The 15,056-nt window shown below is 73.6% G+C and carries 13 protein-coding genes and 1 pseudogene; 5 read left to right on the top strand and 9 right to left on the bottom strand.

Going from position 1 to position 15,056, the window contains the following annotated elements:
- Position 1 precedes the first annotated feature (1 nt).
- From QSK45_RS18330 to QSK45_RS18355, 6 genes are read right to left on the bottom strand one after another with little or no spacing between them, the layout of a single operon-like run.
- Complete coding sequence (locus tag QSK45_RS18330) at positions 2 to 817, bottom strand: ABC transporter permease (protein ID WP_285558141.1); 816 nt, start codon at positions 815 to 817, stop codon at positions 2 to 4.
- The gene (locus QSK45_RS18335; protein ID WP_285558143.1) at positions 814 to 1,626 is read right to left on the bottom strand and encodes an ABC transporter permease; all 813 of its coding nucleotides are present in this window, start codon (positions 1,624 to 1,626) and stop codon (positions 814 to 816) included. The genes QSK45_RS18330 and QSK45_RS18335 overlap by 4 nt, the downstream gene beginning before the upstream one ends.
- Entirely contained in the window at positions 1,623 to 2,618 is a 996-nt protein-coding gene (locus QSK45_RS18340; protein WP_285558144.1) for an ABC transporter ATP-binding protein, read from the bottom strand. Before QSK45_RS18340 ends, QSK45_RS18335 begins: the two co-directional genes overlap by 4 nt.
- Positions 2,615 to 3,916, bottom strand: a complete 1,302-nt coding sequence (locus QSK45_RS18345; protein ID WP_285558146.1) for an aspartate aminotransferase family protein — start codon at positions 3,914 to 3,916, stop codon at positions 2,615 to 2,617. The genes QSK45_RS18340 and QSK45_RS18345 overlap by 4 nt, the downstream gene beginning before the upstream one ends.
- On the bottom strand, positions 3,913 to 4,329 hold the full coding sequence (locus QSK45_RS18350; RefSeq protein ID WP_285558147.1) for a cupin domain-containing protein: 417 nt from the start codon (positions 4,327 to 4,329) through the stop codon (positions 3,913 to 3,915). The genes QSK45_RS18345 and QSK45_RS18350 overlap by 4 nt, the downstream gene beginning before the upstream one ends.
- Before the next feature lie 52 nt (positions 4,330 to 4,381).
- The gene (locus QSK45_RS18355) at positions 4,382 to 5,614 is read right to left on the bottom strand and encodes a sedoheptulose 7-phosphate cyclase (RefSeq protein ID WP_285558148.1); all 1,233 of its coding nucleotides are present in this window, start codon (positions 5,612 to 5,614) and stop codon (positions 4,382 to 4,384) included.
- Between the two features lie 149 nt (positions 5,615 to 5,763).
- Between QSK45_RS18355 and QSK45_RS18360 the strand changes: the two genes are divergently transcribed.
- From QSK45_RS18360 to QSK45_RS18370, 3 genes are all read left to right on the top strand, one after another.
- Positions 5,764 to 6,603 carry an oxygenase MpaB family protein gene (locus QSK45_RS18360; RefSeq protein WP_285558150.1) on the top strand — a complete coding sequence of 280 codons (840 nt, stop codon included), beginning with the start codon at positions 5,764 to 5,766 and terminating at the stop codon, positions 6,601 to 6,603.
- 74 nt (positions 6,604 to 6,677) lie between these two features.
- Positions 6,678 to 8,255 (top strand): phytoene desaturase family protein, encoded by a 1,578-nt coding sequence (locus tag QSK45_RS18365; protein ID WP_285558152.1) that lies wholly within the window; start codon positions 6,678 to 6,680, stop codon positions 8,253 to 8,255.
- A 743-nt stretch (positions 8,256 to 8,998) separates the two neighbouring features.
- A complete protein-coding gene (locus QSK45_RS18370) occupies positions 8,999 to 10,498 on the top strand; it encodes an acyl-CoA synthetase (RefSeq protein WP_285558154.1) in 1,500 nt (499 codons plus the stop codon).
- 1 nt (position 10,499) lies between these two features.
- On the opposite strand, the gene QSK45_RS18375 is transcribed toward QSK45_RS18370, so the two are convergent.
- From QSK45_RS18375 to paaK, 3 genes are all read right to left on the bottom strand, one after another.
- Positions 10,500 to 11,423: an RNA polymerase sigma-70 factor gene (locus tag QSK45_RS18375; protein WP_285558155.1), complete on the bottom strand. Its 924-nt coding sequence runs from the start codon at positions 11,421 to 11,423 to the stop codon at positions 10,500 to 10,502.
- 32 nt (positions 11,424 to 11,455) lie between these two features.
- Positions 11,456 to 11,929 carry a carboxymuconolactone decarboxylase family protein gene (locus tag QSK45_RS18380; protein WP_285558156.1) on the bottom strand — a complete coding sequence of 158 codons (474 nt, stop codon included), beginning with the start codon at positions 11,927 to 11,929 and terminating at the stop codon, positions 11,456 to 11,458.
- An 89-nt stretch (positions 11,930 to 12,018) separates the two neighbouring features.
- The gene (gene paaK, locus QSK45_RS18385; RefSeq protein ID WP_285558158.1) at positions 12,019 to 13,329 is read right to left on the bottom strand and encodes a phenylacetate--CoA ligase PaaK; all 1,311 of its coding nucleotides are present in this window, start codon (positions 13,327 to 13,329) and stop codon (positions 12,019 to 12,021) included.
- A 582-nt stretch (positions 13,330 to 13,911) separates the two neighbouring features.
- Here paaK and QSK45_RS18390 point away from each other — a divergent pair.
- A pseudogene (locus QSK45_RS18390) lies at positions 13,912 to 14,389 on the top strand (OB-fold domain-containing protein); the annotation flags it as partial.
- Positions 14,390 to 14,728: 339 nt separating this feature from the next.
- Positions 14,729 to 14,971 (top strand): DUF397 domain-containing protein, encoded by a 243-nt coding sequence (locus QSK45_RS18400; RefSeq protein WP_285558160.1) that lies wholly within the window; start codon positions 14,729 to 14,731, stop codon positions 14,969 to 14,971.
- Positions 14,972 to 15,056 lie beyond the last annotated feature (85 nt).

The raw sequence follows: 15,056 nt of genomic DNA on the forward strand, positions 1-15,056 counted from the left end.
GTCAGCTCCCGGTCATCTCGTAACGGTCGACGCCCCGGTGCCAGACGACCAGGGCGAGCGTCACCACACCCGCGGTCACCACGAACAGCCAGGGCAGCATGCCGGTGCGCCCGAAGAGCAGGTAGCCGGCGGGGACGTAGGCGGTGAAGGCGTAGGGCAGCAGCCAGGTCAGCAGCCACCGCAGGGAGGGGTGGTACAGGTCGAGCGGGTAACCGGAGAAGTCCCCCAGCTGGTTGGCCGCGTACAGGGCCGGGAAGCTGTTCGTCGTCCAGAAGGCCAGCGACGCGAACAGCGTCTTGACCGAGGCGAGGATCAGCGTGCCGCACACCACGAGCAGCGGCAGCAGCAGCCATTGCACGGTGCCGAGGCGCAGGTCGAGTTCGTCGGCCGCGTACCAGGTCAGGGCGGCTCCGGTGACCAGTTCCCCGAAGCCGTCCGGGTACAGGAAACGCTCGGAAAGCAGCGAGAACAGCGGGTGCACCGGCCGGATCAGATAGCGGAAGAACTCGCCGTTCTGCACCAACTTGCGTGCCATGATCCAGAGCTGGTCGGTGAACATCCGGTCGAGGCCGCGCGGCAGCAGCGAGAAGCCGAGCAGGAACAGCACCTCGTGGTAGTCCCAGCCGGCGATCCGCGGGGTCTGCCGGAACACCATGCCGACCACCGCCACCTGGCACACCACCCGCAGCACCAGGCCGCCCGCGCCGAGCAGGAAGTCCATGCGGTACTCGGTCAGCCGGTGCACGCTGACGGCGCTGAGATGCCAGGTCAGGCGGGCGTAGCGGGCGGCCGTCGCGAGCGGCCCCGGTGCGGTCATCCGCCCAGCACCTCCACCCGGCGTACGGCGCCGCGCCAGGCCAGCGCGGCCAGCGCGCACAGCGCCGCCGCCCAGCCGAGCTGCGCGGTGAGGATGACGGCCGCGCCCGCGGCGCCGTCGTAGCGCCCGAGCAGCAGCCGCAGCGGGCCGTCGACCATGCCCTGGAACGGCAGCACGCGGGCGACGGCCGCGAGCGGTCCCGGCATCAGCGCGAGCGGTACCACCTGCCCGGCGAAGAACGCGACCACGCTGTCCTTGACGACGCGCACGCCCCAGATGTTGGTGGTGACGAACCCGGCGAGCCCGACCAGCAGGTTCACCCCGAAGCCGATCACCAGGGACAGGGCGGCGGAGACCGCGAAGAGCAGCATGCCGCCCCACGTCGGCGCGGTCAGCGGCAGCAGCAGCGCGTAGAGCGCGACGACGGGTACGGCGACCAGAGTGGCGTTGGTGAGCGACACCGGCAGCCCGGCGGCGAACCGGGCCAGCGGATAGCTGACCGGGCGCAGCAGGGACACGGCGATGTCCCCGCGCTGCACCTCGCCGGACACCTCCTCGTCCACCCGGCTGGCCTGCATCAGGCCGAGCACCTGGGCGAGCAGGACGTACGTCGTCAGGCGCGGCAGGTCGTAGCCGCCGGGCAGCCCGCCCGGCCGGCCCCCGTACACCGCGCGCCACAGGAAGACCTGGACGCCGACGGCCGTGGTGGCGGTCAGGGCGTTGATCAGGAAGGTGGAGCGGTACTGGAGCAGCGACTGGAGGCTGGAGGCCGCGAACGGGGTGTAGCGGCGCAGCGCGGAGGCGTTCACGCGGCCACCCGCCCCGCGTAGATGCGCCGCAGCACCATCTCCAGGTCGGGTTCGGGAGCGACGCAGTCGGTGACGTCGAAGTGGTCGAGGAGGAAGCCCATCACCTGGCGGGAGGTCCAACGGGCCACCGGGTACTCGACCCTGATCCGTCCGCCGTCGACCAGCCGCGCCGACGCCCCTTCGAGTCCCTTCCCGATCAGGCTGATCGCCTCGTCGGGCCCGCCGTGGTGCTCGAAGACCACCGCCCGGGTGTCGGCGGTGCGCAGGAGTTCGTGCATCGTCCCGCGGTGCACGACCTCGCCGTGGTTGACGACCAGGACCCGGTCGCAGATGGCGGTGATGTCGCCCATGTCGTGGCTGGTGAGCAGCACGGTGGTGCCGAGTTCGGCGTTGACGTGGTTGACCAGCCTGCGCACGGCCTCCTTGAGCACCAGGTCGAGGCCGACCGTCGGCTCGTCCAGGAAGACCACCTTGGGGTCGTGCACCAGGCTCGCCGCGACCTCGGCGCGCATGCGCTGGCCCAGGCTGAGCTGCCGCACCGGTGTGTTGCCCAGCGCGTCGAGGTCCAGCAGCTCCTGGAACAGGGCCATGTTGCGCCGGTAGACGGCGTCCGGTATCTCGTGCACGCGGCGCAGGATGCGGAAGGAGTCCGGTACCGGCAGGTCCCACCACAGCTGGCTGCGCTGCCCGAACACCACCCCGATGTTGGCGGCGTTGCGCCGCCGCTCCCTGTACGGCTCCAGGCCCGCGACCAGTGCCCGGCCCGAGGTGGGGGTCATGATGCCGGTGAGCATCTTGACGGTGGTCGACTTGCCCGCCCCGTTCGCCCCGATGTACGCCGCCTTCGTGCCGGCCGGGATCTCGAAGGACACCCCGGACACGGCCCGGACCAGCCGGTGCTCGCGGCTGAACAGGGTGCTCAGGCTGCCGATCAGGCCGGGCCCCCGCTCGGCCACCCTGAACTCCTTGACCAGGTTCTCCGCGACGATCACCGCGCGTCCCCCGTGGCCCGCGCCAGGGCGCGGTCGAGCAGCGTCACGCCCTCTTCGAGGAGCGCGCGATCGATGGTGAACGGCGGCGCGAGGCGCAGCACATGACCGCCCACCGCGGTGCGCAGCCCGAGGTCCAGCGCGTGCCGGAACACCGCCTGCGCGATCTCCGGCGCGGGCGTCCGGCTCGTCCGGTCGCGCACGAACTCCAGTCCGTGCAGCAGCCCGAGCCCGCGTACGTCGCCCAACACCTCGTACTTCGCGTGCAGTTCGGCCAGTCGCTCGTCCAGTACGGCGCCCAGCTCGGCCACCCGGGCGAGCAGCGCGTCCCGCCGCACGACCTCCAGGGTGGCCTTCGCGGCGGCGATGCCCAGCGGGTTGTTCGCGTACGTCGACGCGGTGGACCCGGCGCGCCCGGCCTCGGGGTGCCGCAGCACCGAGGACCGCCCGGCCAGCGCGGCGAACGGGAAGCCCGAGGCCAGGCCCTTGGCGAGGGTCACGAGATCCGGCTCGACGCCGAACCGCTCGCTCGCCAGGAAGGTGCCGGTGCGGCCGCCGCCGGTGAGTACCTCGTCGGCGACGAGCAGCACGCCGTTCTCCCGGCAGCTGTCGGCGATCTGGTCCCAGTAGCCGGGCGGCGGCACGATCACCCCGGCCGCGCCGAGCACCGGCTCGAAGACCAGCGCCGAGACGTTCGGCTTCTCCGCGATGTGCCGGCGCACCAGCGAGGCGCAGCGCACCCCGCACGAGGGGTACTCCAGCTCCAGGGGGCAGCGGTAGCAGTAAGGGGAGTAGCCCAGCACGCTGTTGCCCGCGAACGCCTGGTGGCCGATGTCCCAGTGGACCAGCATCCTGGCCCCCTGCGTCTTGCCGTGGAAGCCGTGGCGCAGCGCCCCGATCCGGTTGCGGCCCGGCTCGGCGACGGCCGCGACGGCACGCAGGGCGGCCTCCACGACCTCGGCGCCGGTGGAGAAGAAGGCGTAGGTGTCCAGCTCCTCCGGCAGCAGCTCGGCGAGCAGGTCGCACAGGGCGGCGCGGTCGGCGGTGGCGAAGTCGTGCACGTTCCACAGCCGCCCGGCCTGCTCGGTGAGCGCGGCGACGACCTCGGGGTGGCAGTGGCCCAGCGACTGGGTGAGGGTGCCCGCCGCGAGGTCGATGTACTGGTTGCCGTCGAGGTCGGTGAGGACGGCGCCGCGGCCCTCCACGAACACGCGGCGGCCCAGCGCGGACTCCTCGGAGGCGCCGGGCGCGAGGTGCGCCGACTCCCGCTCCAGCAGCTCCCGCTGGCGCGGGCCGGTCATCCGGCACCGCCCAGCGGGCCGGCCTCGAACACCAGCAGGTGGAGGTCGTCGTCGGCGTCGTTGGCCAGACCGTGCTCCCCGTGGGGGCGGTTGGGGACCACGTCCCCGGCGCGCACCGTGAACTCCTCGCCGTCCAGTGTCATGCGGCCCCGCCCCGACAGGATGACGTACGTCTCCTCGTCGTCGGCGTGCCGGTGCGTCCCGATGGAGGTGCCCGGGGGCAGCACCACCAGGTCGATGAAGGCGATCGGCGCCCTGGCCCCGGCGGCGAGGTAGGCGCGGTGGGCGCGGATCGTGCCGGTGCCTCCGTGGTCGCCGGTCACGTCACGCAGCAGGCCCTCGTACAGGTTGGTGACGCGGGTACGGACGGGCTCGGGCGCCGGGGCACCCGGCTCCGGCAGGGCAGGACTCATCGCGGTACGGCTCCAAGGCGCTTGCGGGGAAGGGGAGTTCCGGTCGGGGGCGTCAGTACGCGGCCGTCAGCGGCGCGGCGGGGGCGGTGCCCCCGGCTCGGGCGGCCAGGGCGTCCAGCGCCTCCTGGAGGGCGCCGGCGGGGATGTCGTCCAGGTCGTCCACGAAGACGGCCGACCCGATCCCGTCGGGTACCACGAGATGCAGCCGGCGGCCCCGGCGCTCCCAGGACGCCTTCAGCGCCCGCTCCATCAGCTCGGGCGTACAGGTCCCCGGATCGAAGACGGGCAGCCCGAGAGCGTCGATCAGGCCGGTGATGCGCGCGCAGTCCCGCGCGTCCAGCAGCCCCAGCACGCGGGCGAGTTCACTGGAGAGGGCCATGTCGACGGCGACCGACTCGCCGTGCGCGATCCGGTACTCGCTGGCCGTCTCCATCACGGGCCCGAAGGTGTGCCCGAAGTCGACCAGCCGGGCCAGGTCGTGCTCACGGAGGTTGGGGCACAGCTCCTCCATCATCAGCCGCATCGAGGTGCGCAGCACGTAGTCCTCGACGCCGCGCCGCCCGAGGCCGTCCTCCGCGAGCGCCGCCGGGGTGGCGCAGGGGCGCTGGAAGACCTGGGGGCACTCCTCCAGGGTCCGGAACAGCCGGGCGTCCTTGATGATCGCCATCTTGGCTATCTCGCCCAGCCCGCAGCGGATGTCCCGGGGGGCCAACGACCGGAGGAACACGGGGTCGTTGAGGGAGGCGTGCGGCGGGTGGTAGGCGCCGAGCATGTTCTTGGTGCCCAGGGCGTTGATGCCGGTCTTGACGCCCACGCCCACGTCGACCTGGCCGACCAGGGTGGTGTTGACCTTGATGTAGCGCACGCCCCGGCAGTAGATCGCCGCCGCGAAGCCGACCAGGTCGCAGGTGACGCCGCCGCCGACGGCGAGCATCACACCACCCCGGTCCAGGCCGGCCGCCTTGGCCAGCGCGCAGATCTCCTCGACCGTCTCCATGCGCTTGCGGTCCTCGCCGCCGCCCAGCACGTGCACGCTCCAGGTGCCGGGCGCGAGCCGCGCGTCCAGGTGGGCGCGCAGCTGCCGCCCGTACAGCCGGTCGACGGTCGGTCCGGTGAAGGCCACCACACGGCGCCCCTCGCAGCACTCGGCCAGCAGTGGGTTGGCGGGTGAGAACACCTCACGGGTGAGATCGACGCGGTACGAGGTTCCGTCCGGGGCGCGGAGGGTGAACCCGCTGTCATCGCCTCGGACCCCGGATTCGGCGGCGGATGTCTGCGCCGTCACGACACTCCTCGAATCGGCCGGTAGCACCACCGGCTGGCCGTCAACTGCGATCAACAGGGCCTGAGTTAAACAGGTGATCGAGTGCGTCTGCAAGAAGTTGATGAAACTTGCTGCTAATTCTTGCAAGCGGGGGCGGTCATACTGGCGGCATGGGCGACCCCGGTCTCTTCACCCCGCGTTCCGTGACCTGGCAGCTGCACGGCGACCCCATGATGTGGGTCGCCGGCATCCGCGCGCTCTACCTCCAGGCCCTGCATCCGCGCGCGGTGCGCGGCGTGCTCCAGAACTCCGACTTCCGGCGGGACGCGTGGGGCCGTCTGCGGCGCACCGCGGACTTCGTGGGCACGACGACCTACGGCACGGCGGAGGCCGCCGAGCGTGCCGGCGCCCGGGTCCGCGGCATCCACCGCGTGCTCGGCGCGACCGACCCCGGCAGCGGCGAGCGCTACCGCGTCGACGAACCCGGCCTGCTGCTCTGGGTGCACTGCGCCGAGATCGACTCCTACCTGCACGTGCTGCGCCGCTCCGGCTACCCGCTCACCGACGCCCAGGCCGACCGCTACATCGCCGAACAGCGGGTCAGTGCCCGGCTGGTGGGACTCGACCCGGCCGACGTCCCGGCGAGCCGGTCGCAACTCGCCGCGTACTTCGAGGAGGCGCGCCCCCACCTCGCGGCCGGCCCCGAGGCCCGCGTGGTGGACGACTTCCTCCGGCACCCTCCGGTGCACCCCCTGCTGCTCCCCGCACGCGAGCTGCTGTGGCGGCGCGTGGCGGGCCTCGCCTACGCCGCGCTCCCGCCGTACGCCCACGAGCTGTACGGCCGGCCGGCCCCCGCCCCCGACGTCGTCACCCGCCGCCTGCGCACGACCGGCACCCTGCTGCGCCGCATCCCGGCCCATGTCCGCTGGCAGCTGCCGCCGAAGCACATCCTGCGCGCGACGGCCCGCCTCGGCCCGGCGGCCCGCCCGGCCCCGCACAAGGTTCCCTAGCGGAACGGACGGGACGGGCAGCCGGGAAGCGGCTGCCCCTGGCCCCGCCGGATCACCCCGTGTTACGAAGGACCATGTCCGCGAACCAGGGAACCCGCGCGTACGACGCCGTGATCGTCGGCGCAGGCCACAACGGCCTGGTCGCCGCCGCCTATCTGGCACGGGCCGGGCGCTCCGTGCTGGTGCTGGAGCGGCTCGGCCACACCGGTGGGGCCGCCGTGTCCAGCCGTCCGTTCGCCGGGGTGGAGGCCCGCCTGTCGCGGTACTCCTACCTGGTCAGCCTGTTGCCGCCGAAGATCGTGGCCGACCTCGGTTTGGACTTCCGGCTGCGCTCGCGCACCATCTCCTCGTACACCCCCGTGGAACGCGCGGGCCGCCCCACCGGGCTCCTGGTCGGCGGCGGAGAGGAGCGCACCCGGGCGGCCTTCGCCCGGCTGACCGGCGGTGAGCGCGAATACGCCGCCTGGCAGCGCTTCTACGGCATGACCGGCCGCGTCGCCGAGCGGGTCTTCCCGACCCTCACCGAGCCCCTGCCCAGCCGGGACGAACTGCGTCGCCGCGTCGACGACGAGACCGCCTGGCGGACCCTGTTCGAAGAGCCGGTCGGGGCCGCCGTCGAGGAGCACTTCGAGGACGACCTGGTCCGGGGTGTCGTCCTCACCGACGCCCTCATCGGCACCTTCGCCGACGCCCACGACCCCTCACTCGCCCAGAACCGCTGCTTCCTGTACCACGTCATCGGCGGTGGCACCGGCGCCTGGGACGTGCCCGTGGGCGGCATGGGCGCCCTCACCGACGCCCTCGCGGCGGCGGCCCGCACGGCGGGCGCGGAGATCGTCACCGGACACGAGGCGGTCCGGATCGACGGCGACGCCGACGGCGCCGAGGTCACCTACCGCACCGCCGACGGCGAGGGCGTCGTCGCCGCCCGGCACGTCCTGGTCAACGCCTCTCCGCACGAGCTGGCCGTGCTCACCGGAGCCGCGGCCCCGGAACCCGCCGAGGGGGCCCAGCTCAAGGTCAACATGCTGCTGACCCGGCTGCCCAGGCTCCGCGACCCCGACGTCGACCCCCGCGAGGCCTTCGCCGGCACCTTCCACATCGCCGAGGGCTACGGCCAGTTGGCCACCGCCCACGCCCAGGCCGCCGCCGGGCGACTCCCCGCCGCGCCGCCCTCCGAGATCTACTGCCACTCCCTGACCGACCCCACCATCCTCGGCCCCGAACTCGCCGGGCGCGGCTACCAGACCCTCACCCTCTTCGGCCTGCACACCCCGGCCCGGCTCTTCGACCACGACAACGACGCCGTCCGCGAGGAACTGCTGGAGTCCACCCTCGCCCAGCTCGACGCCCACCTCGCCGAACCCCTCGCCGACTGCCTGGCCACCGACGCCGACGGCCGACCCTGCATCGAGGCGAAGACCCCGCTCGACCTCGAACGGGACCTGCGACTGCCCGGCGGCAACATCTTCCACCGCGCCCTGTCCTGGCCCTACTCCCAGCCGGGCACGGGCCGTTGGGGCGTGGAGACCGCGCACCCCCGCGTCCTGCTGTGCGGCGCGGGAGCGGTGCGCGGGGGAGGAGTGAGCGGCGTACCCGGGCACAACGCGGCGATGGCCGTGCTGGAGCACGACCGGAACCACCAGGACTGACGCGACGTCAGGAACGACCCTTCCGCCGTACGGGCGGGTGCGGAGGGCGGCGGCGCCTTCGTCGCCGCGGGGGACCGGCCGAAGAAACCCGGCTCGGCCGGCGGGGCCCGGCCCGTCAGCGAACTCGCCGTCCTGGACGACGACGGCCACCGGCTCCGGCCCGGCCGGCTGGGCACCGTCTGCACGCGGACGAGCACCGGCGGCTTCCCGCCACGGGGACGGGGACAAGGCGCGCGAGCACCGGGTCGCCGCCTTCGGCGTCCCGCACGACGACCGGGGCGAGGCGTCCCTCCTGACGCACGAGGGGACATCGACATGGCCCTACGCGGCGCGCCTCGCTCACGGTCACGGCGGGCGGCGCGGGCCTCGCCCCTCCCGCTGGTCGCCGCGGGTACGGCCGCCGGGGCGGCCACCGGAGCGGCGGCAGCGACGGCCACCGGGACCGGCACCCACGCCGGCCCCGCGGACGCGCCCCGCACCGAGGAGGCCGGGGCAGTCGCGCGGCCCGGTCCGGCACCGGCCCGGGTCCCGAGCCGGTGCCGTCCAAGCTCGATCACCGCGCCCGGCGGCTCGCCGGGTACAAGCGGCCCCGCGGTGTCGGCTCCGTCGCCGAGTCGTCCGCGACCCCACGCTCCACGAACGCAGGCTGGGCGGCCTTCGTCGGCAGGGCCGCGCCCGACCGGTCCGATCCGGTCCCGCCCGGCCCTTGACCTGCGCCTGCGGGGGCCTCAGGATCTGCGGTCATGAGCAAGGGACAGGGCAGCACGGTCGACGCGATGCTGCGGCGCAGCGCCCGCCGCACCCCCGCGCGGGTCGCGGTGGAGTACGGCGAGCGCGGCTGGACGTACGAGGAACTGGACGACGCGGTCTCCCGCGCGGCCGCGCTGCTGCTCGCCGAGGGCCTCAGCCCCGGCGACCGGGTCGGCGTCTACGGCCACAACTCGGACGCCTACCTGATCGCCTTCCTCGGCTGCGCCCGCGCCGGACTGGTCCACGTCCCGGTCAACAACCACCTCACCGGCGACGACCTGGCCTACATCGTCGGGCAGTCCGGCAGCGCCCTGGTGCTCGCCGACCCGGACCTCGTGGGCCGGCTGCCGGACGGCGTACGGTCGCTGCCGCTGCGGGACGCCGAGGACTCCTTCCTCGCGCGGCTCGCGGACACCCCGCCCCACGACGGCCCCGGACCGCACTGCGAGGACCTGGCGCAGCTGCTCTACACCTCCGGTACGACCGCCCTGCCCAAGGGCGCGATGATGACCCACCGGGCCCTGGTGCACGAGTACTTGAGCGCGATCACGGCCCTGGACCTGCGCCCCGGCGACCGCCCCGCACACGCGCTGCCGCTCTACCACTCGGCGCAGATGCACGTCTTCCTGCTGCCCTATCTCGCGGTCGGCGCGAGCAGCGTCATCCTGGACGCGCCGGACGGGGACCTCCTGTTCGACCTGATCGAGGCGGGCCGCGTGGACAGCGTGTTCGCGCCGCCCACCGTGTGGATCGCCCTGGCCAACCGGCCCGACTTCGCCACCCGGGACCTCGGCGGGCTCCGCAAGGCGTATTACGGCGCCTCCATCATGCCGGTGCCCGTCCTGGAGCGGCTGCGCGAGCGCCTGCCGGACCTCGCCCTCTACAACTGCTTCGGGCAGAGCGAGATCGGCCCCCTCGCCACGGTCCTCGGCCCGGCCGAGCACGAGGGCCGCCTCGACTCCTGTGGCCGGCCCGTGCTGTTCGTCGAGGCCCGGGTCGTGGACACGGAGGGCCGGGAGGTGCCCGACGGCACGACCGGCGAGGTCGTCTACCGCTCACCGCAGCTGTGCGAGGGCTACTGGGACAAGCCCGAGGAGACCGCGGAGGCGTTCCGCGACGGCTGGTTCCACTCCGGGGACCTCGCGGTGCGGGACGCGGACGGCTGCTTCACCATCGTGGACCGGGTGAAGGACGTCATCAACTCCGGTGGCGTGCTGGTCGCTTCACGCCAGGTCGAGGACGCCCTCTACACCCATGAGGCGGTGGCCGAGGCCGCCGTGATCGGGCTGCCCGACGAGCGCTGGATCGAGGCCGTCACGGCGGTCGTCGTGCCGCGCGGCGAGGTCACGGAGGAGCAACTCGTCGCGCACGTGCGCGAGAAGCTGCCCTCCTTCAAGGCACCCAAGCGCGTGCTGTTCGTGGACGCGCTGCCGCGCAACGCCAGCGGGAAGATCCTCAAGCGCGAACTGCGGGACGGGTTGCGGGACAGCTGAGTCAAGCGGTCCGCCGACGGGCCCGCTTGACCTCCTCGTTGACCGCCCAGGCGTCCGCGACCGGCCCGAGGTGACGGAGCTTGTCGGGGTTGGTCACCGCGCGTACGGCCCGGACCCGCCCGTCCAGGATGTCGACGCCCAGGGTCTGGAGCACCCTGCCCGCCCGGTCGCGGAAGACCGCGCCGGGCTGGCCGTTGATCTCGCGGGGCTCGAACGACACCTCGGCCGTCAGCAGCCATGGGACGACCGAGCCCAGCAGCCGCGCCACGTTGTCCGCGCCCACCACGGGCCGGGAGAGCTGCGGGGCCTTGCCGCCCCCGTCCCCGGTCAACCGGACGTCGGCGGCGAGGAGTCGGCGCAGCCCGCCGACATCACCGTCCCGCATCGCGCCGAAGAAGCGCGACGCCAGCTCCTGCCGCTCGCGCCGGTCCGCCGTGAACCGGGGCCGCCCCGCCGCCATGTGCCGCCGCGCCCGCACCAGCAGCTGCCGGCAGGCCGGCTCCGAGCGCTCCACGGCCGAGGCGATGTCGTCGAAGCCGAAGGCGAACACGTCGCGCAGCACGAACACGGCCCGCTCCAGCGGGCTGAGCCGTTCCAGCAGCAGGAGTGCCGCCGTCGACACCGAGTCGGCCAGCTCCGCCGACCGCGCCGGGTCCTGGTACGGATCGCCGAGCAGCGGCTCGGGGAACCACGGGCCGGTGTACTCCTCGCGCCGTACCCGCGCCGAGCGCAGCACGTCGATCGAGACCCGGGTCACCGCGGCCGCCAGGAACGCCTTGGTGGACGTGGGCCGGGTGGCCGAGGCGGCGAAGCGCAGCCAGGTCTCCTGCACCGCGTCCTCGGCCTCGCCCACGCTGCCCAGGAGCCGGTAGGCGATCGAGAACAGCAGCGGCCGCAGGTCCTCGAACTCCTCGATCTCGTCCACGCCGACCCCCCACGTTCCTCCGGTCCCGGACTCTAGTGGAACGACCCGGGGACGTAGTCGCCCGCCGGTCGCCGGGCGATGACGTTCAGCCGGTTCGCCATGTTCATGAAGGAGATGAGGAGCAGCAGGGCGGCGAGCTGCTCCTCGTCGTAGTGCTCGGCGGCGTTCGCCCACGTCTCGTCGCCGACGCCCGCCGCCGCGTCCGCGATCCGGGTGCCCTCCTCGGCCAGCGCCAGCGCGGCCCGCTCGGCCTCGGTGAAGACCGTCGCCTCCCGCCAGGCCGCGACCAGGTTCAGCCGCACCGCCGACTCGCCGGCCAGGGCGGCGTCCTTGGTGTGCATGTCGATGCAGGGGGCGCAACCGTTGATCTGGCTGATGCGCAGCGCCACCAGCTCCTGGGTGGCGGCGGGCAGGGTGGAGCCCTTGATCTCCCTGCCCGCCGAGGCGACGTACTTCAGGGCCTTGCCGGCGACCGGGCTGGTGGCGTAGTCGAGGCGTGCGTCCATCGTGTCCTCCAGGGGATCGTTCGTGCTCTGCGTCCCCGAGACGAGACAGCCCGCTCCCCTGTGACACGGTCACGCCTGTGACCCGCGTCTCACCCCTGCGCGGGGTCGCGCGGCCGCAGGTCCACGATCCGCCGGATCTTGCCGACCGAGCGCTCCAGCGACTCCGGCTCCACGATCTCCACGTCCACCGACACCCCGATGCCGTTCTTCACCGCCGCGACGATGGAACGGGCCGCCGCGTCCCGCGCCTCCGGTGTGGCGTCCGGGCGGGCCTCGGCGCGGACCGTCAGCGAGTCCATGCGGCCCTCACGGGTCAGCCGCAGCTGGAAGTGCGGGGCCACGCCCGGCGTGCGCAGCACGATCTCCTCGATCTGCGTCGGGAACAGGTTCACCCCGCGCAGGATCACCAGGTCGTCGCTGCGCCCGGAGATCTTCTCCATCCGCCGGAACACCCGGGCCGTGCCGGGCAGCAGCCGTGTCAGGTCCCGGGTCCGGTACCGCACGACCGGCATGGCCTCCTTGGTCAGCGAGGTGAACACCAGCTCGCCCCGCTCGCCCTCCGGCAGCACCTCACCGGTGATGGGGTCGATCACCTCCGGGTAGAAGTGGTCCTCCCACACGGTCAGCCCGTCCTTGGTCTCCACGCACTCCTGCGCCACACCGGGGCCGACCACCTCGGACAGGCCGTAGATGTCGACGGCGTCGATCGCGAAACGCTCCTCGATCTCCCGCCGCATCTGCTCCGTCCACGGCTCGGCCCCGAAGATCCCCACCCGCAACGAGGTCCCACGCGGGTCCACGCCCTGCCGCTCGAACTCGTCCAGCAGCGTCAGCATGTAGGAGGGCGTCACCATGATCACGGCCGGTTCCAGGTCCTGGATCAGCTGCACCTGACGCGCGGTCATGCCGCCGGACGCCGGCACGACCGTGCAGCCGAGGCGCTCGGCGCCGTAGTGCGCGCCGAGGCCGCCGGTGAACAGGCCGTACCCGTACGCCACGTGTACCACGTCACCGGGGCGCCCGCCCGCGGCCCGGATGGACCGCGCGACCATGTCGGCCCACATGGAGAGATCGTTCTCCGTGTAGCCGACCACCGTCGGGCGGCCGGTGGTGCCGCTGGAGGCGTGCAGCCGGCGGATCCGCTCCCTCGGCACGGCGAACATCCCGAACGGGTAGTTCTCCCGAAGGTCCGCCTTGGTGGTGAACGGGAAGCGGGCGAGATCCTCGAGCGAACGGCAGTCCTCCGGGCGCACCCCCGCCTTGTCGAATGACTCCCGGTAGAACGGCACGTGCTCGTAGGCATGCCGCAGCGAGGCACGCAGCCGCTCCAGCTGAAGCACCCGCAGCTCCTCGGCCCCGAGCCGCTCCCCCGCGTCCAGCAGCTCCCGCGCATCCGCCATCGACACGTCTCCTTACCGTACATTCCGGACGACCGATCATTCGGTCGAACTGTTCGGGGCCAGTAATTCAGGCCAGGGGGCTTTCCGACAAGAGGGTTGCGGCGATTTTCCGAGGGAGGGGCCGGAGAGGCGCGTCCGGAGGGGTGCCTGAGGGGAGGCGGTGGCCGGAACCGCGTTGCGGGCGGCCGGGCCGGGGCCGGAGGACCGGGAGCATGCGGACCTTCAGTGTGGCCGACGGCACCCGGCCCGCCTCCCCGGGGGGCTGGGGGCGAACCCCTCGCGGTCCCGCCCGGCTTGCCGAAGCGGGCCTCCGCCTGCCCGGCCGACCTCGGCGGCCTCACCCCGCACCGCAGCCTCGCCCTGCCGGACCTTCGGGGCCTCGGCGGTCGGCGGTCGCCGCCGACCCGGCGACGTACGCGATCGGAGGGTCGAGGACGTGGAGGCGTGGCGCGCGCACCTCGGCCTCGACCGCGTGGACCCGCTCGCCCACGCCGCCGGCGCCGTCCTGGCCGTGCTCCGCGCGGCCCGCCACCCGCACCGGATACGGCGCCTGCCGCTGATCACCCCGAACCCCTCCGCCCTCGCTCCCTCGGCCCCGTCCAGCGCGCCTTCCTCGCCGGCCCGCGCGAACGGGTCCTCCTCGAGGTGCGCACCACCGGGGGGCGCGTCCTCGTCCGCCCGCGGAGTACGATCGCGACATCGCCGAGGAACTCCACGACACGGTGCCCCAGCCCCCACCGGCACGGTCACCACCGGTCCCGGAACCACGCCCCCGCCCAGGGCAGCCCCCCTCGCCGGCCGTCCGCCTGGGCCCCGGTCCGCCTCGACGCGCCGACACCGCCCTGCTCCACGCCCCCGACGCCCCCGGCCCCGGCACCGTCCGCCACCGGCATGCGGGTACGCGTCCGCTGGGCCGCCGAGCGCACCGGCGCCGTCACCGACGTCGCCTGCTTCGAGCCGTACCACGGCCCCCGGCGCAACCCGCCACGTTCTCCGGGGAGTTCGAGAACCCGTCACCGGGACCGTCGCCCCCGCCCGGCTCGACCGCACCTCGTCTCCCCGCGGGCCGGACGGGAGCGCGCAGGCCGACGTCTACCGGCAGGCGGGGATCACCGACCCGCGCCGGGACGTCGACGCCGTCGGGAGGTGCGTGCCGTTCTCCCGGTACGAGACCAAGCGGCTGGAGGACCTCGGCTTCGCGGAGGAGGGCGAGGCTGGAAGCTCGCCGAGTCCGGCGTCACCGCGCTCGACGGGGAACCCGCGGGTCGCGGTTCTTCGCCGGGCGGCCGGTCGGCGCCGAACCGCCGGAGCGCCCAACGTCCTTTCCACGTGGGCTGTTGGGCACCGGGAGCGGTCGCTAGGCTGACCCGCGGACGACGACACCGGGAGGAGCACGGACGTGGCCGAGAGCACCACCCAGCAGAAGCCGCTCGTGGGCTGGGACAAGCCGGACCTGGACCTCAGCAGTGCCGAGTGGCGGTCCAGCAGTCGAGGCATGGGCGATGTCCAGATCGCCTTCGTCGAAGGCTTCATCGCGATGCGCAACAGCGACCGCCCGGAGAGCCCCTCCCTGATCTTCACCCCCGCGGAGTGGGGCGCCTTCGTCTCCGGCGCGCGGGAAGGGGAGTTCGACCTCACCTGACGGGCGAGCCGTCTCCCACCGGGGCGGCGGACCGGAACCGGGTCCGCCCGCGAGCGCACGGCCCGCCTGACCTGAACCGGGGGTG

This window comes from Streptomyces hygroscopicus subsp. hygroscopicus (assembly GCF_030269125.1).
Taxonomy (GTDB): domain Bacteria; phylum Actinomycetota; class Actinomycetes; order Streptomycetales; family Streptomycetaceae; genus Streptomyces; species Streptomyces hygroscopicus_C.

Bases quoted from the DNA above. Each gene is read 5' to 3' on its own strand.
- QSK45_RS18330 (WP_285558141.1), bottom strand. From the start codon at position 817: ATGACCGCACCGGGGCCGCTCGCGACGGCCGCCCGCTACGCCCGCCTG.
- QSK45_RS18345 (WP_285558146.1), bottom strand. From the start codon at position 3,916: ATGACCGGCCCGCGCCAGCGGGAGCTGCTGGAGCGGGAGTCGGCGCAC.
- QSK45_RS18350 (WP_285558147.1), bottom strand. From the start codon at position 4,329: ATGAGTCCTGCCCTGCCGGAGCCGGGTGCCCCGGCGCCCGAGCCCGTC.
- QSK45_RS18360 (WP_285558150.1), top strand. From the start codon at position 5,764: ATGGGCGACCCCGGTCTCTTCACCCCGCGTTCCGTGACCTGGCAGCTG.
- QSK45_RS18365 (WP_285558152.1), top strand. From the start codon at position 6,678: ATGTCCGCGAACCAGGGAACCCGCGCGTACGACGCCGTGATCGTCGGC.
- QSK45_RS18370 (WP_285558154.1), top strand. From the start codon at position 8,999: ATGAGCAAGGGACAGGGCAGCACGGTCGACGCGATGCTGCGGCGCAGC.
- QSK45_RS18380 (WP_285558156.1), bottom strand. From the start codon at position 11,929: ATGGACGCACGCCTCGACTACGCCACCAGCCCGGTCGCCGGCAAGGCC.
- paaK (WP_285558158.1), bottom strand. From the start codon at position 13,329: ATGGCGGATGCGCGGGAGCTGCTGGACGCGGGGGAGCGGCTCGGGGCC.